Source organism: Zoogloea sp. GW822-FHT05C07 (assembly GCF_058800215.1).
Genome location: NZ_CM179510.1, coordinates 973,572 through 998,505, shown reverse-complemented (window position 1 = coordinate 998,505; position 24,934 = coordinate 973,572). Strand labels below are relative to the sequence as shown.

The following is a 24,934-nucleotide window of genomic DNA, read 5'->3' as shown; positions in this document are numbered from 1 at the left end:
GCGATGAAGAGAGACAGCACGAATAATCTTGCATGGGTAGCCCGCCGTCGGGCTAAACGCTCAGTAGCGTTCGCTTCTCATTCATTCTCTTTCAGGCGGGCGCGGATGGTGTTTTCCGTGATGCCAAATTCCAGGCGTGCGGCCTTGATCCATCCACGCTCCCCGTCTGAGTCAAAAGCGAATTTCTCCCGGAAGGTTTCGAGGGCTGCACGCGTCACATTTGGCTTTTTGAGAGCCCGACCGCCGACAGAATTGGCGGTCGATTGCTTGAGTTGCTGCCGGCAACGTTCGACCGCACTTTCCTTAAACTCAGTTTTAATGCTCTGCTGAAACTGCTTAAGGTCGCGAATCGTCGTGGGCAAATTGGCAAGCCAGTCCGCGCGATCCCCGTCCGCCGCAATCAGGGTACGAATCTCCTTCTTCTTCATAGCTCAAAGCTCCTTTTTCTAGGCTGCGGCCCCGTGCAGCGGTATGACCTTGGAGCTGTCGCCCTTCTTCCACGAATCCAGCATGTCCGCCCATTGCTGCATCATCTTGGCACGGTCGGCCAGGTGTTCCGCGTGGTTATAGGTGCGGCGCACGGCGTTGGGCTCGGCGTGGGCTAGTTGGCGCTCTATCCAGTCCGCCGGGTAGCCCATTTCGTTTAGCCGCGTGCTGCCCGTGGTCCGGGTGGCGTGGGGGCTGTATTTCCCGCCCCAGCCCAGCACGTTAAGCATTTGCCGGAAGGAAGCCACGGCCATGGGCTTGTCCTTGTCGTCCCGGCCGGGGAATACGTGCTTATGGCGGCCGGTGATGCCGTGCAGCGCCCGCAGCAATTCCACAGCCTGGGCGGGCAACGGTACGACATGCGCCTTGCGCTTCTTCATGCGTTCCGCCGGGATACGCCAGATTGCAGCGTCTAGGTCGAACTCCGTCCACTCGGCTTCGACGGCTTCGCTTGGGCGGCAAAGGGTTAGCCACATGAGGCGGAAAGCGCCCATGGTTTCATGCCGGCCGCCGTGGGTTTCAACGTCCCGAAGAATTCGGCCAATCTCGTCGGTATCTAGGGGGCGCTTGTGCTGGGTCTTGTTCGCTGGAAGTGCCTTGCGTACCGGATGAACCGGGTCGGCGTCGGCCCTCAGTGTGGATACGGCAAGCTCGAAAACCCCGGACATGGTGCGCTTTGCCTCGGCTGCCACAGAAGGGCCGTTTTTCTCTTGGGCCGTTTTCAACACGTCCAAGATATGGGCGGGGGTAACTTGCTTCACGGGCAGAGCGCCAATTTTCGGGAAGACCACACGGGCCAGCATGTCTAGCCGGCGCTTCTTCGTGACTTCCTCCCAATCCTTGAGGGCCAGCCATTCACGGGCGACGGCGTCAAAGGTTGTGGCGTTTTCCTGCTCCCGCTTGATCTTGTCTAGCTGGCGGCTATGCGCCGGGTTGACGCCTTGCTTCACTAGGCCCCGCGCCTTGATTCGCTCGTCGCGGGCTTCGGCCAGGGTGAACCGCCCGCCGTCCCGACGTGCCTTCGCTTCCTCAGGGGTTTCCGTGCTGGGGGCGCTCACATACTCGCCGATGGCAAACACACTTTCCTTGCCGCCCAACTCGAAACGGTAGCGCCACGCCTTCACGCCGTTGGGTTTCACCTCCAAGTAAAGGCCCTTGTCGTCGGACAGCTTGTAAGGCTTGTCCTTTGACTTGGCGGTGCGGCATTTCGTGTCGGTCAACATGGCGGCCTCTCGGGGGGTCTCACTCATACCCGGTTTTTTTAAGGGGTCCGTTTACCCTGTACCCGGAATCGTACCCGGTTTTGACTGAGAGGAGAAGATTTCAGGTGATACGGCAAGAAACAGAAAACCCCGCATTCGCGGGGCTTTCGAGGGGTTTTTGATCCGGCCTGATATGCCGTGATAAAGCAGATTCGGTTTACACGTTGAACAGGAAATTCAGCACGTCGCCATCCTTCACCACGTATTCCTTGCCTTCGGAGCGCATCTTGCCGGCTTCCTTGGCGCCCTGTTCGCCCTTGAAGGCGATGAAGTCTTCGTAGGAGATGGTCTGGGCGCGGATGAAGCCGCGTTCGAAGTCGGTGTGGATGACGCCGGCGGCCTGCGGGGCGGTGTCGCCGACGTGGATGGTCCAGGCGCGGACTTCCTTCACGCCGGCGGTGAAGTAGGTCTGCAGGCCGAGCAGCTTGTAGCCGGCGCGGATCAGGCGGTTGAGGCCGGGTTCTTCGAGGCCCAGGTCGGCCAGGAAGGCCATCTTGTCTTCGTCGTCCAGGTCGGCCAGCTCGGCTTCGATCTTGGCGCACAGGGCGACGACCGGAGCGCCTTCCTTGGCGGCGTGCTCGCGCAGGCGGTCGAGGTAGGGGTTGTTCTCGAAGCCGTCTTCCATCACGTTGCCGACGTACATGGCGGGCTTGAGGGTCATCAGGCACAGGGGCTTGAGAATCAGTTTCTCGTCGTCGCTGAGTTGCATGGTGCGTGCCGGCTGGCCTTCGTTGAGGTGCGGCAGCAGCTTTTCGAGGATGGCGACCAGCTTCTGGGCATCCTTGTCGCCGGAGCGGGCCTTCTTGTTCTCGCGGTGGATGGCCTTTTCGACGGCGGCCATGTCGGCCAGTGCGAGTTCGGTGACGATGGTTTCGATGTCGGCGAGCGGGTCCACCTTGCCATTCACGTGGATGACGTTCTCGTCATCGAAGCAGCGCACCACGTTGACGATGGCGTCGGTCTCGCGGATGTTGGCGAGGAACTGGTTGCCGAGGCCTTCGCCCTTGGAGGCGCCGGCGACCAGGCCGGCGATGTCGACGAATTCGACGATGGCGGGCTGGACCTTCTGCGGCTTGACGATTTCGGACAGGGCATCGAGGCGCGGATCGGGCACTTCAACGATGCCCACGTTGGGCTCAATGGTGCAGAAGGGATAGTTCTCGGCGGCGATGCCGGCCTTGGTGAGGGCGTTGAAGAGGGTCGATTTGCCGACGTTGGGCAGGCCGACGATGCCGCATTGGAGAGCCATGGAATTCCTTTGAAAAAACAGGTCACTTCGGAGCCAGTGCAGGCATCGTCGAAGTGCGCGACCCGCGCCGGGGGCGAAACCGGGGCGGGGGTGGACTCAGGACAAGACAGCAGGACCGGGGCCGTGGCTCAACGGTTCTGGGCTGCTTTGTTCCGGAAAATCAGCATTGTACCGCTGTTGCCCAGCCCCTTCCAAAGGCTGAGTGCGTCGGCCTAGGGCTTGCCGGCTGGACTGGCGGAAAAGCGGACGGGCTGTTCGCGGAAGCCGGCGGGCGTGATGAGGACTTCCATGTAGCCCGGCGCGGGGCGGGCCGGATCGAAGAAGGGGTTGGCGTGCGCTCCGGAGGCCAGCGCAACGCCGAAGCCGTGAAGCGTTAGTTGGCCCTTGCCGCCGGGGCGGACAAGGTTGTCGACGGCGTAGGGCTCGTTGCCGGGAATGGCCTGGCCCGCGGGGTAGAGCCCGGTGATGGGATCGCCGTTGCGCTCGCCGCTGATGCTGGTGACACGATGGAGGCCGGCGGCGTCTGCCGTGTCGGTGGTGGTGAAGGTGCCACTGGCGCGGATGCCTGGGCCTTCGTAGTGCCAGTGCCACAGGGTGTCGGCGTGGGCGAGGGGCGTCAGCAGGGCGCTGATGGCGACGAGAAGGGCGGCGCGGCGGAGGTGCAGCATGTCGTCGGAGGTGCTTGTGCCATCCCCTGAGCCGGTCCTTGCGGGAGCCGGTTTCGGGGATGGCGTCGGCTACGTCAGGCCTTGCGGGTGGCGTGCAGCAGGGTGTCGAGAACGCCGATCATCTCGTCGATCTCGGCCGTGCTGACGGTCAGCGACGGCATGAAGCGCAGCAGGTTGGGGCGCGGCGAGTTGAGCAGCAAACCCTTGGGCGAATGCTCGAGGGCGCTCTTCACCAGCGCCGGGCCGCGTTCGTCGTCGAGGATCAGCGCGCGCAGCAGGCCCTGGCCCCGTTCGCCGACGAGGCCGTGGCGGACGACCAGGTCGTTGAGGGCGGCAGACAGATAACGGCCGGTTTCCTCGACCTGGTCCAGGAAGCCCGGGCTGGTCAGGCGGCGTATCACCGCCGCGCCGACTGCTGACATCAGTGGGTTGCCGTTGTAGGTGCCGCCCTGGTCGCCGGGCTCGAAACAGCATACCGCCTCGCGGGCCAGCAGGGCCGACAGGGGCACGCCGCCGCCGATGCCCTTGCCGAGGGTCATGATGTCCGGCTCGATGCCGGCATGCTCATAGGCGAACAGGCGGCCGGTGCGGCCCACGCCGGTCTGTACTTCGTCGACGATCAGCAGCAGGCCATGTTCGCGCGTGAGTTCGCGCAGGGCCTGCAGGAATTCCGGTTCGGCGGGGATCACGCCGCCTTCGCCCTGCACGGGCTCGAGCATCACCGCGACGGTCTGGGGGCCGATCAGGGCCTTCACCGAGTCGAGGTCGTTCAGCCTGGCCTTCGGGAAGCCCGGTACCTGCGGTGCGAAAAGGGTGTCCCAGCCCGGCTTGCCGGAGGCCGACATGGTGGCCAGCGTGCGGCCGTGGAAGGCGTGTTCGAAGGTGATGATCTCGTAGGCGCCGTCGCGGTTGAGGCGGCCCCACTTGCGGGCCAGTTTGATGGCGCCTTCATTGGCCTCGGCGCCGGTGTTGGCGAAGAACACCCGGTCGAAGACGGAGTGGCGGGTCAGAAGGCCGGCCAGTTCGATGGCCGGACCGTTGTAGAAGGCCGGGCTCGGGTTGATCAGCTGAGCGCCCTGGGTGGCGAGGGCCTCGCTGATTTCCGGCGGGCAGTGGCCCAGGCAGTTCACTGCCCAGCCCTGCACGAAGTCGAGATAGGCCTTGTCTTGTTCGTCGTACAGCCAGGAACCACTGCCTCGGACGAAGACGAGCTCGGGCCGGTTTGTGATGTACATCAACGAATTGGCATCGAATTCGCCGTATTGCATGGCGCTATCTCCTTGCGTAAAGCGATAGATGGTAGCGCGCGGAGCGCGCAGGCGCGACCTTTCACGGAAAATTCATGGGCCCGCGCCGGGCCGTCAGCGCACCAGCAGCAGGTACACCAGCAATACGTTGAGCACCAGTGACGTGGCCGCCAGCAGCTTGAGGCCGAGTTGCGGGTCCCGTTCCATCAGCGGCGATTTGCGCGGTACGACCAGCGGGCGGCGGGCGCCCCGTTCGAGGGCCAGCAGGAATTCCTCGGCGGTCTCGAAGCGTGCCTTCGGTTCGCGGGCGACCGCCTTCAGCAGCACCGCTTCGAGCCAGTCGGGAATGTCCGGGCGGTAGCGCGTCGGCGGTACCGGGTCACCAAACTTCGGGTTCTGGAAGGGTTCGATCTCGCCGTAGGGATATTTGCGGGTGAGGAGCTGGTAGAGGGTCACGCCAATGGCGTAGAGGTCGGTCTGCTCGCTGGCCGCCACGCTCTTGCCGCCGTAGAGCTCCGGCGCCATGTAGCTGGGCGTGCCGGGGTTGTTGATCTCCTCGAACTTTTGGCCCTGTGCGGTGGCGTCGGAGGCGGCGACGCCCAGGTCGAGGATGCGCAAGCGGCCTTCGGCGTCCAGGTGCAGGTTGTCCGGCTTGATGTCCCGGTGCACGATGGACAGCCGGTGCAGGCTGGCAACACCTTTCAGAATACGCTCGCCGAGGTCCGCCACCTCTCCGGTGCCGAAGCGGTGGCCGCTGTCCAGCCGGGCCTTGAGGGTGGAGCCCTCGTGCCAGCTCATCAGGTAGTACAGGTGGTTGCGCTGCGGGTAGGGGACGACCTGCGGGAACCAGCTGTCGTTGATCCGCCGGGCCAGCCATTCCTCGTGGGCGAGGGCGGCGGCGGCTTCCGGGTCGTCGTGCTCCGGGCGCAGCGTCTTGAGCACGCGGGGCTGGCCCTGCTCGTCGCTGACCCGGTACAGCAGCGTGGCGATGGACTCATGCAGCACCGCGTCGACGGTCAGTCCGTCCAGCGTCTGGCCGACCTTCAGGCGCGGTGGCAGCGGCAGGTGCTGCAGGCGGGCGATGTTGTCGCGCAGCTTGTCGGCCGGCAGCGTATCCACGCGCAGCACCAACGCGGTGCAGTTGTCCTGGCTGCCGCCGTCCTCGGCGCCCATCGCCAGGCGCGCGGCGGCGTCCTGCGGGTCCTGCTCGGCACGCAGGATGTCGCCGATCTTGCGATCGCCGAGCTGGCCCCACACGCCGTCGCTCATCAGTGCGAAGACGTCGCCGGCTTCCAGTTCGCCGTCGGCGTAATCCACCGACAGGTGGGCGTCGAGGCCGACCGCGCGGGACAGCACGTTCTTGAGTTCCGGGTGTTCCCACACGTGGTCGGTGGACAGCTGTTCCAGCTTGCCGGCGCGAAGCCGGTAGATCCGAGAGTCGCCCACGTGGGCCAGGTAGTAGCGGCGCCCGCGCAGTACCACGGCGGACAGCGTGGTGGCCATGCCGGCCGCTTCACGCGTGCGCGCCGCATGGGAGATCAGCCAGCGGTTGAGGGAGGCCAGTACGGTGTCGAGGGACTTGTTGACGGCCCAGGTGTCGGGCGTCGCGTAGTAGTCGGAGAGCAGGCCGCGGACGGTGTATTCCGAGGCTTCGCGGCCGTTGGCGTGGCCGCCCACGCCGTCGGCCACCACCGCCAGGATGCCCTTGGCGTCGAGCTCCGGGCCTTCCGGCGTAACGGCGCCGCAGAAATCCTCGTTGCGCGGCCGGGGGCCGGTGAGGGACGAATAGCCGAGGGCGGCGAGGAGGCGGGGCGCGGTCATGGTCGTAAACGGCGCGGATCGGAAGCGGGGAGTATGCCCCGGTTCCGATCCGTTCAGATGAGTGGCAGGGAAGGGATGCTCAGATCTTGGCGCTGGTCAGGTGCGGAGCGCCCCAGGTGGTGCGCCAGCGGCTCTTGACGGCGGTAAGACCACCCAGCGCGACGATGGCCAGGCACGCGAAGATCAGGAAGCCGGCCTGGTAGCTGCCGGTGACCTGCTTGCTGTAGCCGAGGCTGGAGGCCAGGTAGAAGCCGCCGACACCACCGGCCATGCCGACCAGTCCGGTCATCACGCCGATCTCCTTGCGGAAGCGCTGGGGCACCAGCTGGAACACCGCGCCGTTGCCCATGCCGAGGGACAGCATGGCGCAGACGAAGACCGCGAGGGCCATCCAGGCCGCCGGCAGGTCGAAGCTGACGATGGCCAGGAAGATGGCGGCCAGGGCATACATGGTGGTGAGCATCTTGATGCCGCCGATGCGGTCGGCCACGTTGCCGCCAATCGGGCGCACCATGCTGCCGGCGAACACGCAGGCGGCGGTGAAGAAGCCGGCGGTCTTCGGGTCGAGCCCATACTGGGTGTTGAAGTAGATGGTCAGGGACGAAGCCAGGCCGACGAAGCCGCCGAAGGTCACCGAGTAGAAGAACATGAACCACCAAGAGTCCTTGTCCTTGAGCACCTTCAGGTATTCGGCGAAGGACTTGGCCGGCGGGCACTCGGGGGCGTCCTTGGCCAGCACCAGGTAGAGCACGAAGACGATGGACAGCGGGATCAGCGCCAGGCCGAACACGTTGGTCCACCCGTAGGCGGCGGCCAGACCGGGGCCGAACAGCGCGGCCATGGCGGTACCGGAGTTGCCGGCGCCGGCAATGCCGAGCGCAGTGCCCTGGTGTTCCGGCGGATACCAGCGGGAGGCCAGCGGCAGCGCGACGGCGAAGGACGCGCCGGCTACGCCGAGGAAGAGGCCCAGCACCAGCGTCTCTTCATAGCTGTGGATGCCGAAGTGCCAGGCGAAGGCCAGCGCGCACAGCACGATGACTTGGCCGATGGCGCCGGCCATCTTGGGCTTGAGGTGATCCACCAGCACGCCCATCACGAGGCGCAGCAGCGCGCCGGCGAGTACCGGCGTGGCAACCATCAGGCCCTTCTGGGCGTGGGTCAGGCCAAGGTCCTTGGCGATCTGCACGCCCAGCGGGCCGAGCAGCACCCACACCATGAAGGCGAGGTCAAAGTAGAGGAAGGCCGCCAGCAGGGTGGGGGTGTGGCCGGCTTTCAGGAAGGATTTACGGTCCATTTCAAACTCCTGGGTACGAACGGGGCCTGGCTGCGCCTTTCGGGGCGCTGCCTGGGCATTTTGGGAAATCGGGAAAGGGCTGAAGGGGATCACGCGACGGGGGCGGTAGGGGAGACTGCTTGCGCAGGACCGCCCCCGCGCGTGAAACCCTTACAAGGAGAGGAAGACCTCTCCGTTTTCGACCTTGACCGGGAAGGGCTTCACACAGCCCACGTCCGGCGGTACGACCTGGCCGTCGTCGAGCTGGATCTTCCAGCTGTGTAGAGGGCAGGTGACCGTGGTGCCGTGGACCAGCCCCTGGGATAGCGGGCCACCCTTGTGGGGGCAGCGGTCGCGTACCGCGAAGACCTGGTCGGCCGAGTTGCGGAACAGCGCGATGCGGCCTTCGTCCTCGCTATGCACCACGCGGGAGCCCAGTACCGGCACGTCGCTGACGGCGCAGATTCGTTTCCATTCGCTCATTTGCGGGCGCTCCTCAAACCTTGATGATCTCGAATTGACGCTTGTGGATCCCGCCGCTCTTGTCTTCGAAGATCTCGGCCCACGGATCCTTGTAGTTCTGCAGCGCGAAGAGGAGTTTTTCGTAGAGCGCCTTGCGGTTGGCCTCGTCTTCGAGGACCAGTTTCTTGATGTGCTCCATGCCGACCCGCTCCAGGTAATGGCAGGTGCGTTCCAGGTAGAAGCCTTCCTCCCGGTAGAGCTGGATGAAGGCGCCGCCGTATTCCATGACCTCGTCGTCGTCCTTCACCTTGCAGAAGAACTGAGCCACTTCGGTCTTGATGCCGCCATTGCCGCCGATGTACAGCTCGTAGCCGGAATCCACGCCGATCACGCCCACGTCCTTGATGCCCGATTCGGCGCAGTTGCGAGGGCAGCCGGACACCGCCAGCTTGACTTTGTGGGGGCTCCACATGCCGAACAGCATCTTCTCCAGCTTGACGCCCAGCTCCATCGAGCGCTGGGTGCCGAAGCGGCAGTGTTCGGCGCCGACGCAGGTCTTCACGGTGCGCAGGCTCTTGCCGTAGGCGTGGCCGGAGCACATGCCGGCCTTGGCGAAGTCCTCCCACATGGCGGGCAGGTCTTCCTTCTTCACGCCGAGCAGGTCGATGCGCTGGCCGCCGGTCACCTTGACGGTCGGCACCTTGTACTTCTCGGCGGCGTCGGCAATGGCGCGCAGTTCGTCGGGGGTGGTCAGGCCGCCCCACATGCGCGGTACCACCGAGTAGGTGCCATCCTTCTGGATGTTGGCGTGGGCCCGCTCGTTGATGAAGCGGCTCTGCGGGTCGTCGATGGCCTCGTGGGGCCAGGTGGACAGGCAGTAGTAGTTGAGGGCCGGGCGGCAGGTGGCGCAGCCGTTGGGCGTCTTCCAGGCCAGGAACTTCTGCGTGTCGGCTACCGACAACAGCTTGTTGTCCCGGATGGCCTTGCGCACGTCGCCGTGGGAATGGTCGGTACAGCCGCACACCGCCTTGTTGTTGGAGTCGGCCGGCTGGTAGGCGCCGCCGATCGTCGAGGCGAGGATCTGCTCGACCAGACCGGTACAGGAGCCGCAGGAGCTGGAGGCCTTGGTGTGCTTGCGCACGTCCTCCAGCGTGAAGAGGCCTTGTTCCTTGATGGCCTTGACGATGGTGCCCTTGCACACGCCGTTGCAGCCGCACACCTCGGCGGTGTCGGGCATGCTGGCGGCCAGGCTGTTGCCCTTGTGGCCGACGTCGCCCAGGTGGGAGTTGCCGAACACCAGGTTGTCGCGGATGTCGCGGATGTCCTGTTCGTCCTTAAGCAGCTGGAAGTACCAGGCGCCGTCCTTGGTGTCGCCGTACAGCACGGCGCCGACCAGCTTGTCGTCCTTCAGCACCAGGCGCTTGTAGACGCCCACGCCCGGGTCGTGGAGGACGATGTCCTCGGTGCCTTCGGCGCCTGAGAAGTCGCCAGCTGAGAACACGTCGATGCCCGTGACCTTGAGCTTGGTGCTGGTCACCGAGCCCTGGTAGCGGCCGATGCCGTACATGGCCAGGTGGTTGGCGGCGACCTTGGCCTGCTCGAACAGCGGCGCCACCAGGCCATAGGCGGTGCCGCGGTGGTTGGCGCATTCGCCGACGGCGTAGATGCGCGGGTCGTAGGTTTGCAGCGTGTCATTGACGACGATGCCGCGGTTGCAGTGGATGCCGGCCTTCTCGGCTAGTTCGACGTTGGGGCGGATGCCGGCGGCGATGCAGACGAGGTCGGCGGGGAGGCTGTCGCCATCCTTGAACTTGATCGCACAGACGCGGCCGGATTCGCCCTGCACCAGCTCGGCAGTCTGGGCGTTGAGCTTGAACTTCATGCCCTTGGCTTCGAGGGCGGCCTGCAGCATCTTGCCGGCGGTGCGGTCGAGCTGGCGCTCCATGATCCAGTCGGAGATGTGCACCACGGTCACGTCCATGCCGCGCAGGGCCAGGCCGTTGGCTGCTTCCAGGCCCAGCAGGCCGGCGCCGATGACCACCGCGTGCTGGTACTTGGACGCCGCGTCGATCATCTCGTCGGTGTCCTTGATGTCCCGGTAGGAGATCACGCCCGGCAGGTCCTTGCCCGGAATCGGCGGCATGAAGGGGGTCGAGCCGGTGGCCAGCAGCAGGCGGTCGTAATCGACGGTGATCGGCTGGCCATCTTTGCCGGTGGCGACGATGGAACGGTTGCGACGGTCGATCCCGGTGACCCGCGCGCCCAGGTGCAGCGTGATGTCGTTATCCGCGTACCACTGCAGGTCGTTGAGGATGATGTCCTGGATGGTCATCTCGCCGGCGAGCACCGGGGAGAGCAGGATGCGGTTGTAGTTGGGATGCGGCTCGGCACCGAAGACCGTGATGTCGTACATGTCCGGGGCAATTTTCCGCAGCTCTTCCAGCGTGCGGACGCCCGCCATCCCGTTGCCGACCATGACCAGTTTCTGTTTGCGCATGATTCCTCCGACATTGATTCTCCCCGGACCGGACGCACAGGACCGATGCGGGCGGGTAAGCCTTGAGCAGGAGAGAGATCGTCGTTGATCGCGGCGGGGCCGTCGTTGGCCGGACCGCGTCGCCAGCCTCGGGGGCGGCGCGCAACAAGCACCTGGATTCAGGTAGTGCGCAATGCAGCAAAGCCTTTATTGCTTCATGCGCACATTCGTTGAATGGCTATAAAGCAATGGCCGTGCCATTACGTCAAACCCGGCAAATACGGGGAAAACGAGGAGGAGGGGAGGGCGGAGAGGCAGCGAGGCGCACTTGGCTGGTGCGCCTCGCCCTGAGCTGGGGCGTCGGTTCAGGCTGCGGACTTGCGATGCTGCAGCAGATGCACGGCGAGGCTGACCAGGATGGTGGCGAAAGCCAGGAAGGACCAGTTGGCGATGGACAGGCCGAGGAAGGTCCAGTCGACAATGGAGCAGTCGCCGGCGCCGCGGAAGATCATCGGCAGTGCGGAGGACAGCGGGAAACTCTCCAGCATGTATTCCAGGCCTGGGCCGCATTCGGAGACTTCCGGCGGATACCACTGGATCCATGACTGACGTGCTGCCACGCCGGCGCCGGCCAGGGCGGCGACCGCCAGCAGCGTCGACCATGCGTAGCGCCCCTTGGTGGCGGGGTTGTGCAGGCCGGCGCCCAGGCCGATGAGGCCGCAGGCCAGCAGGGCATAGCGCTGCATGATGCACATCGGGCAGGGTTCGATGCCCTTGACGTGCTGGAGGTAGAGGCCGAAGGCGAGCAGGCTGCTGCAGACGACGAAGAGGGCGAGGGCGAGGGGGCGTGTGTGGCGGTCGGACATGGAGGCGGAGCGGAAAAGCCGGGGCTGGGGGAAGTGCAGAGTATCCGACCGGCCCCGGAGTTCCATAGAGGTAGCGGACTTACTTGCTCTTGATCATCGTGCCGACGCCGTGGTCGGTGAGGATTTCCAGCAGCAGACAGTGTTCGACGCGGCCGTCGATGATGTGCACGCTCTTTACGCCGTTGCGGGCGGCGTCGAGGGCCGAGCCGATCTTCGGCAGCATGCCGCCGGACAGGGTGCCGTCGGCCACCAGTTCGTCGATCTGGCGCGGGGTCAGGCCAGTCAGCAGCTTGCCGTCCTTGTCGAGCACACCCGGGGTGTTGGTCAGCAGCACCAGCTTCTCGGCCTTCAGCACTTCGGCCAGCTTGCCGGCCACCACGTCGGCGTTGATGTTGTAGCTCTCGCCGTCGGGGCCCACGCCGATCGGCGCGATGACCGGGATGAAGTCGCCCTTGTCGAGGAAGGAGATCAGGCTTGGGTCGATCTGCGTGATGTCGCCGACCTGGCCGATGTCGATCAGATCGCCTGGGGCGTCCTTGTTCTCCATCATCAGCTTCTTGGCGCGGATAAAGTTGGAGTCCTTGCCGGTCACGCCCACCGCCTTGCCGCCGGCCTGGTTGATCAGATTGACGATCTCCTTGTTCACCTGGCCGCCGAGCACCATTTCCACGACTTCCATGGTCTCGGCATCGGTGACGCGCATGCCCTGCACGAACTCGCCCTTCTTGCCGACGCGGGACAGCATGTTCTCGATCTGTGGCCCACCACCGTGCACCACCACCGGGTTGAAGCCGACCAGCTTGAGGAGCACCACATCGTGGGCGAAACAGGCCTTCAGGTGCGGGTCGGTCATCGCGTTGCCGCCGTACTTGATGACCAGGGTCTTGTCCTGGAAGCGCCGGATGTAGGGCAGGGCTTCGGCGATGATGGCGGCTTTCTGGGCCGGGGTCAGGTCGGAGGTGTCGATGGCAGCGGTCATGATGTGTTGCAGCGCAAGGTTGTTTTGGTGTGCCCGCGATTGTAATGAGGCGACACTCAAACAAGAAGCGGGAAGAGTGAAACAAAAAGAGCGGGAGGATCGCTCCTCCCGCTCCATGCTGCCGCTCAAATGTTGCGTGGATGGAGCCTTACTCGATGACGAGGCGCTTGCTCCGGGCCGGAGCCTTCTTGGGCAATGTCAGTTCGAGCACGCCGTCGGCGAAGCGTGCCGAGGCATTTGCTTCATCCACATCGGCGCCAAGCTGGAAGCTGCGGGATACCTCGCCGAAATAGCGCTCGGTGCGCAGTACCCGTTCGCCTTCCTTCACCTCCTTTTCCTGCTTGCGTTCGGCGCTGATCGACACCACCTGGCCGTCGATGTGTATGTGGATGTCTTCCTTCTTGACGCCCGGCAACTCCGCATGCACCTGGTAGGCGTCAGCGGCCTCCTTCACGTCTACACGCATCTGCGGTGCTTCGACGGGCGCGCCCGCATACTCGACCGGGCGAACGAAAAAGCCGTGGAACAGATCGTCCAGAGGGTCACGGCGAGTGATGTTGCTCATGGTGGTCTCCTTCTTCTGCTGGCCTTGATCGAGGGTTTTCGGCCCTCCCTGCTTGTTGTATAGGGAGAGGGGCGCCGTCGTTCAAGGGCGGGGCAGGGTAGACTTGAGGTGGATCAAACGGAGCGAGACGATGGAACAGAAGGACAAGGTGGCGGCCACCAACCGGTGCCCGGCCTGTGGTGCGGCTTTCACCTGTGGCATGAACGCTGACCTGACTGAGTGCTGGTGTGCCAGCCTGCCGCTGGCGCTGGATGTCCCGGCGATACCAGCCGGCGACGTGGGAGCCTGCTACTGCCCGGACTGTCTCAAGCGTCGGATCGCGGAGGCTGCGGCGCAGCGCGCGGTGCCGCGTTGATACGCTGCGGCAACAGGCGGATGGCGTCCCGGTTAGTCCATGAGAAGACCTTGCCGGCAGCGGTCTGCCAGGGCAGCCACAGGGCTGCGGTATGTTCATCGGCCGCCAGTTGCACGGGGATCGGCGTGGGCACGCACAGGCTGAAGACGTGTTCGGTGTTGTGGGTCACGCCCGGGGCGTAGCGGCCGCGCCAGCGCGGCAGGATCACGAAGCGGTTGGACAGCTGCCAGTCCACCAGCGTGTCGGGCGATGCCTGGATGCCGGTCTCCTCGGCGACTTCCCGCAGCGCTGTGGTGGCCAGGCTTTCGTCGTCTTCGCGGCTGCCGGTCACCGATTGCCACAGGCCGTTGCCACTGGCCCGTTCCAGCAGCAGGACATCCAGAGCCGGCGTGTGGATCAGGACCAGCACCGAGACCGGCTGTTTGCAGATACTCATTCCAGGTCGCGCAACCAGGCGATGCCGTCGGCGGTGATGCCGACCAGGGTCCAGAAGGGCACACCGTCCTCCCGCCAGGCGTCGGAGGCTTCCTGCAGGATCGACAGGGCTGTGCCGAAATCGGTTGGGTTGGCGGCGGCAAAGGCATCCGCATGGTCGAGGACCAGCACGTAGCCGTCCGCTTCCATCCAGGACATGTCATTCAGGCAATCGGCCAGCGCGTCCCAGTTGTGCCCGTACCAGTCGGGGAAGTCCAGGGCTTCGCCGATGGCGGCCAGGAAGCCTGCCTTGTCGGTGATGCGGGCGAGATCGAGGCGGAACAGCGCATAGCCCAGGCTTTCGGCGGCCTCTTCAAGGGCCAGGTCGGTCGCGTAGGGCAGGTGATAGATGCCGGAGCGTTCGGCCCGGGGCAGCAGCGTGTGAAAGGCAGGGGCGTTCATGTTCAATCCTGGATCCGCCGGAAGCTGCGGTAATGATCGTCGGTGTAGTAGAACACCGTGGCGGGGCGGCCACCGCTGATGATGCGCCGGGCGCCGCGGTCGCGGGAGCCCGGGGTGGTGACGGTGTATTCCCGGTAGAAACCGTTCGGGGCATCCGGCAGGCGGCCTTCGCGGTTCTGGAAAGTGACGCCGTCGCGCCGGTAAGGGTAGGGGCCGCCCTGGCGGATCAAGGCCAGGGTGTCGCGGGCTTCAGGCGGTAGCGTAGCGGCCGCCAGGCTGGCCGGCTCGCGGCGCAGCCAGTCGGGTAGGTCGCGGGCCTGGGCGGTGAAACCGACACACAGAAGGACGACGACGAGCAGTCGGAAAAGTGCAGACATGGCGGGCCGGAAGCGCGGGTGACGCCGCCAGTGTAGCAGTGGCACCTCAGGAGGAGGGGCGGATGCCGTACTTCTTCAGCAGGTTGTAATAGTAGGTGGTGAGCGCCGGCAGGCGTGAATTGCCTGGGTCGAGCTGACGGGCTCGTTCCATCAGACTGCGTGCCTGCTCGGCGAAGCGCTCGTTCCAGCCGCAGTTCTCCACGTACTTGAGCAGCGCCAGGGTGGCATTGAACAGCACGTGGATGTTGGTCGGCATCTTGCGGACCGCGCTGAGCATGAACTGCACCGCGCCTTCGTAGTCGCCGCCCTGGGCCTTGCGGGCACCTTCGGCGACCAGGTCCTTGACCTCGCCCTGGGTACGCGACAGCAGTTGCTCGCACAGTTCGCTCTTGCCGGCCTCGCGCAGGATGCGCTTGGTGCTTTCCAGCGAGCGCTCGTCGGTGGCGTTGCGCATCAGGTCGAGGATGACCTCGGTGCCGTGCTCCTCCATCTGGCTGGCGAAGCAGGCCCGGGCGAGTTCCTTCTTGAGGTTCTGGGACAGTGCGGTGCCGGCGCCGTCATTGGCTATGGCCTTGATGGCTTCGCCGGCCTTGACAGTATCGCCCTTCTTCAAATGCACGAGGGCGCTCGACAGGGATGAGCAGCTGCGGGTCTTGTCGAGCCCCAGCATGGAGCGTTCGAGGTCGCGGATGGTGGCTTCCGCCTGGGTGGTGTCGCCTTTGCCGAGCTGGGCCTGGACGAGGCGGACGTGGTCTTCCGGATCACGAAAGTCCGAGTACTTGCCCTTGCGCACAACCTCGCTGAGCACCTTTTCGGCGGTCTCGTGGTCGCCGGTTTCGATTGCCAGTTCGCCCAGCCGGCGCAGGCGGCCGACCCGGTGCGGGGACAGGTTGGTGGCTGTGGCCAGCACGTTGCGCGCGCCCTGCAGTTCGCCGGCGGCCTCGCGGGTGCGCGACAGCCAGTCGTAGGCATCTAGGAACATGTCGTTCTCGGCCACCAGCCCCTGCAGGATGTCCTCGGCTTCGGCGTAACGGCGCTGCATGTGCAGGGCCTTGGCCAGCCCCAGCCGGGCCCACGGAATGCTGCGGGTGGCGAGGATCTTGTCATACAGCGCGAAGGCTTCATCGCCGTTGCCGCTTGCTAGATGGAGCTCGGCACGCAGGCGCATGAAGTCCACGGTCCACTGGGGGTGCTTTTCCTCACCGGCGAGGCTGGCGGCGATGGCGTCCGGCGCATTGCCGAGTTCGATCAGCCGATAGACCGGCATGAAGGCATCGCGCTTCTCGAGGGCGCGCTCGATGCGGTCGTGCAGCGTGTCGGCGGCGAAGGGCTTGAGGATGTAATCGTTGGGCGCCAGTTCGGCGGCGCTGATGACCCGCTCGTACTGGCGTTCGCCGGTGACCATCAGGAACAGGGTGGTCAGCGGGATGATGTGGTGATGGCGCAGGTCTTCCAGCAGATGCTGCCCATCCTGGCCGTCGCCGAGGTGGTATTCGCACAGGATCAGGTCGAAACGCGACTCCCGCAGCTTGCGGACGGCCACGCCGGCCGTGACGGCGAACTGTACCTTGCTGATGCCACTCATGTTGAGCATGTTGCGGAGCTGGGTCCGCATGCTCGGATTGGCTTCAACGACGAGGGCGGAGATGTTGTTGAGGTCGATCACGGCGGCAGGAGTCATATCGGGGACTGCTAAGAGCTACGGCTGCGGGTGACCATTCTTGAGGGCTGAGCCCGCGAGAATGGCGCGGCGGAGGTTTGGCCCGTCCGCCAGAAAAAAGGGCGAACAGCCTCTGGCCGTTCGCCCTTTGTCATGAGTGCGCTGGCACTCAGGCTGCCGGGGCTTCCGGAGCCTTGCTGCGCAGGCGGATGTGCAGTTCGCGCAGTTGCTTCTCATCCACCGGCGACGGGGCGTTGGTGAGCAGGCACTGGGCGCGCTGGGTCTTCGGGAAGGCGATCACGTCACGGATCGATTCGGCACCGGTCATCATCGTAACGATGCGGTCGAGGCCGAAGGCCAGGCCACCGTGCGGGGGGGCGCCGTACTTGAGGGCGTCGAGCAGGAAGCCGAACTTGGCCTGCTGTTCTTCCGGCCCGATGTTCAGGGCAGAGAAGACCTGCTCCTGCACTTCGGCACGGTGGATACGCACCGAGCCACCGCCGATTTCCCAGCCGTTGAGGGCCAGGTCATAGGCCTTGGCCAGGCACTTGCCGGGATCGCTGGTCAGCAGTTCCAGGTGCTCGTCCTTCGGGCTGGTGAAGGGGTGGTGGCAGGCGGTCCAGCGCTTGTCTTCGTCGTCGTACTCGAACATCGGGAAGTCCACGACCCACAGGGGTTCCCAGGCCTTGCCGTTGACGTAGCCCTTCTCGTGGCCGAGCTTGATGCGCAGTGCGCCGAGGGCGTCGTTGACGACCTTGGTCTTGTCGGCGCCGAAGAAGATCAGGTCGCCGGACTGGGCGCCGGTGCGCTCGAGGATGGTGCGCAGCGCGGTTTCGTTGAGGTTCTTGACGATGGGAGACTGCAGGCCGGCTTCGTTCGGCTGGGAAGCGTCATTGACCTTGATGTAGGCCAGGCCCTTGGCGCCGTAGATGCTGACGAACTTGGTGTATTCGTCGATCTCGCCGCGGGACAGGCTGGCGCCGCCCGGTACGCGGATCGCCGCGACGCGGCCGCCGGAGTTGGCCGGGCCGGAGAAGACCTTGAAGGCCACGTCCTTCACCACGTCGGTGACGTCGGTGAGTTCGAGGGTCACGCGCATGTCGGGCTTGTCGGAGCCGAAACGGTCCATGGCCTCGCCGTAGCTCATGCGCGGGAAGGGGTTGGGCAGCTCGACGGACAGCACTTCCTTGAAGATCGTGCGGATCATCTCTTCCATCATCGCCGTGATCTCGGCTTCGGTCAGGAAGGAGGTCTCGATATCGACCTGGGTGAATTCGGGCTGGCGGTCGGCGCGCAGGTCTTCGTCACGGAAGCACTTCACGATCTGGTAGTAGCGGTCGTAGCCGGCGACCATCAGCATCTGCTTGAAGAGCTGCGGGGACTGGGGCAGCGCGAAGAACTGGCCATCGTGCACGCGGGACGGCACCAGGTAGTCGCGGGCGCCTTCCGGGGTGCTCTTGGTGAGCATCGGCGTTTCGATGTCGATGAAGCCCTTGGCGTCGAGGAAACGGCGGAAGGCCATGGCCGTGCGGTAGCGCAGCATCATGTTCTTCTGCATCTGCGGGCGGCGCAGGTCGATGACGCGATGGGTCAGGCGGGTCGTCTCGGAGAGGTTTTCCTCGTCGAGCTGGAACGGGGGCGTGGCGGAAGTATTGAGGATTTCGATCTCGTGGCACAGCACCTCGATCTCGCCGGAAACCAGGCCGCTATTTTCGGTGCCGGCCGGACGGCGACGGACCTTGCCGGTGATCTGCAGGACGAACTCGTTGCGGACCGATTCGGCCACCTTGAACGTCTCGGCGCGGTCTGGATCGCAGACGACCTGCACGAGACCTTCGCGGTCGCGCAGGTCGATGAAGATCACGCCACCATGGTCGCGGCGACGATGGACCCAGCCACTGAGGGTCACGATTTGATCGAGGTAGGCGGCGGAAACGAGGCCGCAGTATTGAGTTCGCATGGTGGGATCAGTATTCCTGGAAAAAGCGGAACGCGGTTGGAAGGCAACCGCGTTTAGTGATTCTGAAGGGCTGGCGCCGGCCGTGGGGCGGGTGTGCGATGCACGGGCGGTGCCACGACCCCCATCGAGATGATGTACTTGAGGGCCTCGTCGACGCTCATGTCCAGTTCGATGGCGTCCTTGCGGGGCAGCATCAGGAAGAAGCCGGAAGTCGGGTTCGGCGTCGTCGGCACGTAAACACTGACGAAATCGGGACCCAGGTGGTGGGCTGCGTCGCCGCCTGGTGCGCCGGTCTGGAAGCCGATGGTCCACATCCCTTCACGCGGGTACTGGATCAGCAGCGCCTTGCGGAAAGCCTGGCCGTTGCTGGACAGCAGGGTGTCCGAGACCTGCTTGACGCTGTAGTAGATCGACTTGACGACCGGGATGCGCGACAGGGCGCCTTCCCAGAAGCGCACCAGGCGCTGGCCGACGAAATTGGCGGCGGCCAGGCCGGTGACGAGGATCAGCAGCACCGAGACGATGACGCCGATGCCGGGCAGGTGGAAGCCGAGGAAGGCCTCGGGGCGCAGGGCCTCGGGGACCAGCAACAGGATCTGATCGAGGGTGTTCACGATCCAGGCCAGCACCACGAAGGTGATGACCACGGGGATCCAGATCAGCAGCCCGGTGACGAAGTATTTTTTCATTCAGCGCAGTTCGCGTGCGTCGGGGTCAGTGGCACGCGCAACTGCCGCCGCAGGGCGTCGGCGCCGGGCTTTCGGATTTTGCTGCCTCGGTCTTCGGGCTGGAGCCGCTGCCGCCCTTGAAGTCGGTGGCATACCAGCCGCTGCCCTTGAGCTGGAAACCGGCCGCCGACAGTTGCTTGGCGTAGGTTTCCGCGCCACAGGCCGGACAGGTGGTGAGCGGGGCATCGCTCATCTTTTGAAGGTGGTCTTTTTGGTGGCCGCAGCTGCCGCAGCGGTACTCGTAGATAGGCATGACGAGCTCCGGAAAGTCAATGGGGCGAAGTTTAACGCATCGCAACATCGGGCGAAACAGACCCGCAGTCCACCATGTGGGGGCGCGGGTGCCAGTTTCAAGGTCCGGAGGGCTACAGCATGTCCAGGTAGGCCTGCGTCAGCGGACGCCCCCAGTACAGGGCCAGCAGTCCGGCGGCGGCCAGATAGGGACCGAAGGGAATCGGGATTTCCCGGCCGTGCCGGCGCAGGACGATCAGCGCCACGCCCACCACGGCACCCACCGCCGAGGAGAGCAGGATGGTCAGCGGCAGGACCTGCCAGCCCAGCCAGGCACCCAATGCGGCGAGCAGTTTGAAATCGCCGTAGCCCATGCCTTCCTTGCCGGTGGTGAGCTTGAACAGCCAGAACACCGCCCACAGCGTGAGGTAGCCGGCCGAGGCGCCGACCACTGCGCTGGAGAGGTCCGTATAGGTTTCCGACAGGTTCAGCAGCAGGCCCAGCCACAACAGCGGCAGCGTGATGCTATCGGGCAGCAGCTGGGTGTCCAGGTCGATGAAGCACAGGGCGATCAGGGCCCACACGAAGACCAGCGCACCCCAGCCGGCCATGCCGAAGCCGAAGTGGTGGGCGGTGAACCAGGACAGGGCCGCGCATAGCATTTCGATGAGCGGGTAGCGGACGCTGATCGGTCCGTCACAGTGCCGGCAACGTCCGCGCAGCAGCAGGTAGCTGACGACCGGGATGTTCTCCAGCGCCCCGATCAGATGGCCGCAGTGCGGGCAGCGCGAGCGCGGCGTTGCGAGGTTGAAGCGCGGCTGCGGTGTGCCCGGCTCCTCGCCGCGCAGGGCTGCGGCCTCCTCCTGCCATTCCCGCTCCATCATCAGCGGTAGGCGATGGATGACCACGTTGAGAAAGCTGCCCACGAAAAGGCCGAGCAGCGCGCAGAGTGCCGGGAAGACGAGCGTGTCCTGCAGGATGTCCATGTTGCGGTAGGCAGGTCAGCCGACGACGGCGCCGAGCTTGAAGATGGGGAGGTACATGGCCACCACGAGGCCGCCGATCACCACTCCGAGGAAGACCATGATCAAGGGCTCGAGCAACTGGCTCAAGCCGGCGACAGCGTCGTCCACTTCGCGTTCGAAGAAGTCCGCCACCTTTCCGAGCATCGAATCGAGCTGGCCGGATTCCTCGCCGATGGAGACCATCTGCACCACCATGGTGGGGAAGACCAGCGAGTTCTGCATGGCTACAGTGAGGCTGGTACCGGTGCTCACATCGGACTGGATCTGCTTCGTGGCGTTCTTGTATACCACGTTGCCGGATGCGCCGCCCACCGAGTCTAGCGCTTCGACGAGGGGCACGCCGGCGGCGAACATCGTGGAGAGGGTGCGCGTCCACCGGGCGATGGTGGCCTTGCGAACCACTTCACCGATCACCGGAATCTGCAGCATGGCCTTGTCCACGGCGACCTGCATCGGCACCGAGCGCTTGTAGGTGTATGCGATACCGAAGACAGAGCCGAAGATCAGCGCGAAGCCGATGTACCAGTACTGGACGAAGAAGTCGGAAATGGCGATGACGAACAGGGTCGGCGCGGGCAGGTCGGCACCGAAGCTGGTGAAGACCTTCTTGAACTCGGGCACCACGAACAGCATCATCACCGCCACCACCAGGGTGGCCACCACCACCACGGCGATCGGGTAGAACATGGCCGACTTGATCTTGCTCTTGATGGCAAGAATCTTTTCCTTGTAGACGGCCAGACGATCGAGCAGGGAGTCTAGGATACCCGCCTGTTCACCAGCCTCGACGAGGTTGCAGAACAGGGCGTCGAAATGTTCGGGGTGGCGGCGGAAGGCCTGGGACAGGCTGCTGCCGGTTTCCACGTTGGCGCGCACGTCGTTGAGCAGGCGGCTCAGCGAGGGATTGCCGCAACCCTTGATAGCGATGTCGAAAGACTGCAGCAGCGGCACCCCCGAGCGCATCATTGTGGCCAGCTGGCGGGTGAACAGGGCGATGTCCTTGTCGTTGATCTTGCGGCCGCGGGCAAAGGATTGCTTGCGGACCTTGTGGGCCAGCACGCCCTGGCGCCGCAGGATGGTCTGGACCACGGTTTCCGTGGCTGCACGCATCTCGCCACGGATGATTTTCCCGGTCTTGTCCTTGCCCTCCCACACGAAGAGATGCTCGCGGGTGGTGCTGGCGCCTCGGGGGGCGGGCTTCTTTGTGCTCGTTGTGGCCATCAGGGGGTTCCGCTTGAGGCGATCACTCGTTCGTACAGGCTAGGACTTCGCTCAGGGAGGTGACGCCCTGCTTGACCTTAAGCAGGCCGGATTGACGCAGATCTCGGACGCCTTCCAACTGGGCTTGGGCTGCAATGTCCATCGAATTGCCGTTTGTCATGATTATACGTGCGATCTCCTCGGAGATCGGCATTACCTGGTAAATGCCGAGGCGCCCCTTGTAGCCGCTGCCCTTGCAGCGTTCGCAGCCCTTGGGGCCGTAGGATTGCCAGCTGCCGTCCAGTTCGGCTTCGGAAAAGCCGGCCGAAATCAGTGCTTCGATCGGGATGTCCACTGGCTGCTTGCAGGTGCACAGGCGACGGGCCAGGCGCTGGGCGGTGATCATGATCACGGACGAGGCGATGTTGAACGGCGCGACGCCCATGTTCTTCAGGCGTTCCAGCGTCGACGGGGCGTCGTTGGTGTGCAGCGTGGAGAGCACAAGGTGGCCGGTCTGGGCGGCTTTGACGGAGATTTCGGCGGTTTCCAGGTCACGGATTTCGCCGACCATGATCACGTCCGGATCCTGGCGCAGGAAGGCACGCAGGGCGAATGCGAAGGTGAGGCCGGCCTTTTCGTTGACGTTGACCTGGTTGATCCCCGGAAGGTTGATTTCCGCCGGGTCTTCCGCCGTGCTGATATTGACTCCGGGCTTGTTGAGGATGTTCAGGCAGGTGTAGAGCGAGACCGTCTTGCCGCTGCCGGTTGGGCCAGTGACGAGGATCATGCCGTAGGGGCGCTCGACCGCGGCCATCAGGGCGTCCCGCTGATCCGGCTCGTAGCCAAGGGCCTCGATGCCCAGCATCGCCGAGGTCGGGTCGAGAATCCGCATCACGATTTTCTCGCCATGCAGCGTGGGGAGCGTCGACACCCGGAAGTCGATGGCCTTGTTCTTTGACAGCACGAGCTTCATCCGCCCATCCTGGGGGATGCGCTTTTCGGAGATGTCGAGCCGGGAGATGACCTTGATGCGCGCCGCGATCTTCTCCTTCAGCACCAGCGGTGGCTGGGCAATCTCGCGGAGGATGCCGTCGGTGCGAAAGCGGATCCGGTAATACTTTTCGTAGGGTTCGAAGTGGATGTCCGACGCACCTTCGTTGATGGCGTCGATCAACAACTTCTGGATGAAGCGTACGACCGGCGCGTCGTCCACCTCGGATTGCGTCTCGTCCTGCTGTTGCTGCTGGGTCTCGGCGGCGCCCTCCTTGCCAAGGAGGTCCATGTCGAATTCGTTGCCGGTGAGATCCTTGATCACGTCGGCGGCCGATTCCGACAGCTTCTCCACCAGGGCAATGAGCTTTGGGGCCTCGACGACCACCGGATCGACAGCCAGCCCGCTCTGGAAGCGGATCTCGTCGAGCACGCGCAGATTGGACGGATCGGACAGCGCGAGGGCCAGCCTGTTGCCGCGCCGACCGAGGGCGACCACCTGATGCTTGTTCATCAGCTTGCGGTCGATGGCGTCTGCCGGGATGAAGGCGTCATCGAAGGCAGCGAGATCGAGCACCGGCGAGCCGAAGGTCTCGGCGGCGAAGCGGGCGATGTCCGGCGCGCTCATCAATCCGCGCTGGATGACTGCCATGATGAAGTCGTTGGGATTGCCCGATGGCGACGAACAGCCGACCGCCTCTGCTTCAAGCAGGCGGCCATGCTGGATGAGGGCGCGGGCGAGGCCGCTCAGTGCGACCTGGGGATTAGCAGACATGCCGAAGCGTCGATAGGGTTGAGCGGCCGCCGGGGGCGTGCGGCGATCATGCCGCCGCGGACAAGGCTTGTAAAGCCTGCACACCAGGTACGGTCATTTGCGTTTGTGTGGCCGGAATATACGGGCGGTCTTGATCCTGCGGTCTTCGGCCTGGACGACCTCGATGGGGACATTGGCGATCTTCACCGAGACGCCGGATTCCGGAATGTCCTGCAGGCATTCCAGGATCAGGCCGTTGAGGGTCTTGGGGCCGTCGAGGGGCAGGGACAGGCCGAGCTTGCGGTTCAGGTCACGCAGGTGCTGGCTGCCATCCGTCAGCACGCTGTCGTCGGCTCCCCAGCTGAGTTTGTCCGCAGCGTCGGGCGCCGTCGTGGTGAACTTGCCGATCAGCTCCTCGATGATGTCCTCGAGCGTCACGAGGCCCAGCAACTCGCCGTATTCGTCCACGACGAGGCCGAGGCGCTCGCGGTTTTCCTGGAAGAACTGGAGCTGCGAGTAGATCGCCGTGCTGGCCGGGATGAAGTAGGGCCTCGACAGCATGGTCCGGATGTCGGCCACTGCCAGGTCGTGATCCAGCGTTTGGCCCAGTACGCGGCGAACGTGCAGCACGCCGATGACGGCGTTCATTTCCCCGTCGAAGACCGGCAGACGGGTGTGGTAACAGGTGGCCAGGTGGCGCTGGATGACGTCCAGCGGATCGGCGACGTTGACCGCCTCGATCTGGTTGCGCGGGGTCATCACGTCTTCGACGGTGATGTCCTCCAGCTCGAACAGGTTGAGGAGGATGCTGCGGTGTTTGGGGGGAATGAAGGCGCCGGATTCCAGCACCAGCGTACGCAACTCCTCGGTGGACAGCGTGTGGGTGTCGTGGGCGTTTCCTCCGTCGAGGCGCAGCAGCCTGAGCAGCCCTGTCACGAACAGATTGATGAACCAGACGACGGAGTAAAGGCCCTTGAGGAGCGCCGCCAGGGGGTAGCTGACGAAACAGGCCAGACGGTTGGCATGGTTGGCGCCGACGACCTTGGGTGTGATTTCCGAGAAGACGAGGATCAGGAAAGTCACCAGCAGGGTGCTGATGCCCAGTACCCATTCTTCGCTGCCGAACAGCTGCACGGTGATGACGCTGACCAGGGTGGCGGCGGCGGCATTCACCAGGCTGTTGAAGAGCAGGATGATGCCGAGCAGTTTGTCTGTCTGGTCGAGCAGTTCGAGGGCCAGCCGGGCACCGCGGGAGCCGAGTTGGGCCGCCGAGCGCAGGCGGTAGCGGTTGGCGGCCATCATGGCCGTCTCGGCCATCGAGAAGAAGCCGGACAAGGCCAGCAGTGCGGCCAGGATGGCGGACTGGGCGGAGAGGGGGATGCTGTCCACGAGGCGTGGGAGAAATGACGTGCGGGCGAGTATTC

Annotated in this window: 24 protein-coding genes; 1 reads left to right on the top strand and 23 read right to left on the bottom strand. The window is 64.7% G+C overall.

Features of this window, described 5'->3' with window-relative positions:
* Nucleotides 1-77: 77 nt before the first annotated feature.
* From AC3QL2_RS04735 to AC3QL2_RS04680, 12 genes are all read right to left on the bottom strand, one after another.
* Complete coding sequence (locus tag AC3QL2_RS04735) at nt 78-428, bottom strand: hypothetical protein (protein WP_493232214.1); 351 nt, start codon at nt 426-428, stop codon at nt 78-80.
* An 18-nt stretch (nt 429-446) separates the two neighbouring features.
* Nucleotides 447-1,709, bottom strand: coding sequence for a tyrosine-type recombinase/integrase (locus AC3QL2_RS04730; protein WP_493232215.1), 1,263 nt, complete (start codon nt 1,707-1,709; stop codon nt 447-449).
* Between the two features lie 196 nt (nt 1,710-1,905).
* Nucleotides 1,906-2,997, bottom strand: a complete 1,092-nt coding sequence (ychF, locus tag AC3QL2_RS04725; protein ID WP_481121506.1) for a redox-regulated ATPase YchF — start codon at nt 2,995-2,997, stop codon at nt 1,906-1,908.
* Nucleotides 2,998-3,209: 212 nt separating this feature from the next.
* Complete coding sequence (locus AC3QL2_RS04720; RefSeq protein ID WP_493232216.1) at nt 3,210-3,665, bottom strand: hypothetical protein; 456 nt, start codon at nt 3,663-3,665, stop codon at nt 3,210-3,212.
* Nucleotides 3,666-3,739: 74 nt separating this feature from the next.
* The gene (locus AC3QL2_RS04715; protein ID WP_493232217.1) at nt 3,740-4,933 is read right to left on the bottom strand and encodes an acetylornithine transaminase; all 1,194 of its coding nucleotides are present in this window, start codon (nt 4,931-4,933) and stop codon (nt 3,740-3,742) included.
* Nucleotides 4,934-5,026: 93 nt separating this feature from the next.
* On the bottom strand, nt 5,027-6,733 hold the full coding sequence (locus AC3QL2_RS04710) for a bifunctional protein-serine/threonine kinase/phosphatase (RefSeq protein ID WP_493232218.1): 1,707 nt from the start codon (nt 6,731-6,733) through the stop codon (nt 5,027-5,029).
* Nucleotides 6,734-6,812: 79 nt separating this feature from the next.
* Complete coding sequence (locus AC3QL2_RS04705) at nt 6,813-8,027, bottom strand: nitrate/nitrite transporter (protein ID WP_493232219.1); 1,215 nt, start codon at nt 8,025-8,027, stop codon at nt 6,813-6,815.
* 150 nt (nt 8,028-8,177) lie between these two features.
* A complete protein-coding gene (gene nirD, locus AC3QL2_RS04700; RefSeq protein WP_079436643.1) occupies nt 8,178-8,489 on the bottom strand; it encodes a nitrite reductase small subunit NirD in 312 nt (103 codons plus the stop codon).
* Nucleotides 8,490-8,502: 13 nt separating this feature from the next.
* Nucleotides 8,503-10,965, bottom strand: a complete 2,463-nt coding sequence (nirB, locus tag AC3QL2_RS04695; RefSeq protein ID WP_493232220.1) for a nitrite reductase large subunit NirB — start codon at nt 10,963-10,965, stop codon at nt 8,503-8,505.
* Nucleotides 10,966-11,309: 344 nt separating this feature from the next.
* The gene (locus AC3QL2_RS04690) at nt 11,310-11,810 is read right to left on the bottom strand and encodes a disulfide bond formation protein B (protein ID WP_493232221.1); all 501 of its coding nucleotides are present in this window, start codon (nt 11,808-11,810) and stop codon (nt 11,310-11,312) included.
* Nucleotides 11,811-11,889: 79 nt separating this feature from the next.
* On the bottom strand, nt 11,890-12,789 hold the full coding sequence (gene argB / locus AC3QL2_RS04685) for an acetylglutamate kinase (protein ID WP_493232222.1): 900 nt from the start codon (nt 12,787-12,789) through the stop codon (nt 11,890-11,892).
* A gap of 148 nt (nt 12,790-12,937) precedes the next feature.
* Entirely contained in the window at nt 12,938-13,354 is a 417-nt protein-coding gene (locus tag AC3QL2_RS04680) for an Hsp20/alpha crystallin family protein (RefSeq protein WP_493232223.1), read from the bottom strand.
* 130 nt (nt 13,355-13,484) lie between these two features.
* On the opposite strand from AC3QL2_RS04680, the gene AC3QL2_RS04675 reads away from it, so the two are divergent.
* The gene (locus tag AC3QL2_RS04675; RefSeq protein ID WP_493236668.1) at nt 13,485-13,709 is read left to right on the top strand and encodes a cysteine-rich CWC family protein; all 225 of its coding nucleotides are present in this window, start codon (nt 13,485-13,487) and stop codon (nt 13,707-13,709) included.
* Here the strand turns inward: AC3QL2_RS04675 and nudB are convergent.
* From nudB to AC3QL2_RS04620, 11 genes are all read right to left on the bottom strand, one after another.
* Complete coding sequence (nudB, locus tag AC3QL2_RS04670) at nt 13,660-14,145, bottom strand: dihydroneopterin triphosphate diphosphatase (protein ID WP_493232224.1); 486 nt, start codon at nt 14,143-14,145, stop codon at nt 13,660-13,662. The two genes, AC3QL2_RS04675 and nudB, sit on opposite strands and share 50 nt — an antisense overlap.
* A complete protein-coding gene (locus AC3QL2_RS04665) occupies nt 14,142-14,585 on the bottom strand; it encodes a barstar family protein (protein WP_493232225.1) in 444 nt (147 codons plus the stop codon). Before AC3QL2_RS04665 ends, nudB begins: the two co-directional genes overlap by 4 nt.
* Nucleotides 14,586-14,587: 2 nt before the next feature.
* Complete coding sequence (locus AC3QL2_RS04660) at nt 14,588-14,962, bottom strand: guanyl-specific ribonuclease (RefSeq protein ID WP_493232226.1); 375 nt, start codon at nt 14,960-14,962, stop codon at nt 14,588-14,590.
* Nucleotides 14,963-15,008: 46 nt separating this feature from the next.
* Nucleotides 15,009-16,643, bottom strand: a complete 1,635-nt coding sequence (locus tag AC3QL2_RS04655; protein ID WP_493232227.1) for a tetratricopeptide repeat protein — start codon at nt 16,641-16,643, stop codon at nt 15,009-15,011.
* Between the two features lie 148 nt (nt 16,644-16,791).
* A complete protein-coding gene (aspS, locus tag AC3QL2_RS04650) occupies nt 16,792-18,582 on the bottom strand; it encodes an aspartate--tRNA ligase (protein WP_493232228.1) in 1,791 nt (596 codons plus the stop codon).
* 53 nt (nt 18,583-18,635) lie between these two features.
* On the bottom strand, nt 18,636-19,271 hold the full coding sequence (locus AC3QL2_RS04645) for a DUF502 domain-containing protein (RefSeq protein WP_493232229.1): 636 nt from the start codon (nt 19,269-19,271) through the stop codon (nt 18,636-18,638).
* Between the two features lie 25 nt (nt 19,272-19,296).
* On the bottom strand, nt 19,297-19,563 hold the full coding sequence (locus tag AC3QL2_RS04640; protein ID WP_493232230.1) for an FmdB family zinc ribbon protein: 267 nt from the start codon (nt 19,561-19,563) through the stop codon (nt 19,297-19,299).
* Nucleotides 19,564-19,675: 112 nt separating this feature from the next.
* Nucleotides 19,676-20,527, bottom strand: a complete 852-nt coding sequence (locus AC3QL2_RS04635; protein ID WP_493232231.1) for a prepilin peptidase — start codon at nt 20,525-20,527, stop codon at nt 19,676-19,678.
* 15 nt (nt 20,528-20,542) lie between these two features.
* A complete protein-coding gene (locus AC3QL2_RS04630) occupies nt 20,543-21,787 on the bottom strand; it encodes a type II secretion system F family protein (RefSeq protein ID WP_493232232.1) in 1,245 nt (414 codons plus the stop codon).
* Between the two features lie 22 nt (nt 21,788-21,809).
* Nucleotides 21,810-23,531: a type IV-A pilus assembly ATPase PilB gene (pilB, locus tag AC3QL2_RS04625; RefSeq protein ID WP_493232233.1), complete on the bottom strand. Its 1,722-nt coding sequence runs from the start codon at nt 23,529-23,531 to the stop codon at nt 21,810-21,812.
* 93 nt (nt 23,532-23,624) lie between these two features.
* Nucleotides 23,625-24,899 carry an HlyC/CorC family transporter gene (locus AC3QL2_RS04620; protein WP_493232234.1) on the bottom strand — a complete coding sequence of 425 codons (1,275 nt, stop codon included), beginning with the start codon at nt 24,897-24,899 and terminating at the stop codon, nt 23,625-23,627.
* Between the last annotated feature and the right edge of the window lie 35 nt (nt 24,900-24,934).